At 58.5% G+C, this 229-nt stretch carries 1 pseudogene; it reads right to left on the bottom strand.

From position 1 onward, the window contains the following. Positions 1-229 (bottom strand): annotated as a pseudogene (locus EOD29_RS35595) (transporter); the annotation flags it as partial.

Here is a 229-nt window from a genome sequence, read left to right on the forward strand (position 1 = left end):
CTGCAGCACGCTCCAATTCGTCCATTTAACCGATCCGAATGCAAGCCAATCCGGAGCGATTCCGCTTTGCAGCTTCAACTCCAGCGAATCCGGCGCTTCGGCGGAGCCGGAAACAGGTGTGACTAAGCCCCCGTATAACGGCACCACCGGAACCTGACGGAGATCGACGGTCCCGGACAGGTCATCGTACTTGACGCGACTGTTATAGACCAGGCTCGCACGCATCGCA

It is taken from the genome of Mesorhizobium sp. M1A.T.Ca.IN.004.03.1.1, from assembly GCF_003997555.1.
GTDB lineage: Bacteria > Pseudomonadota > Alphaproteobacteria > Rhizobiales > Rhizobiaceae > Mesorhizobium.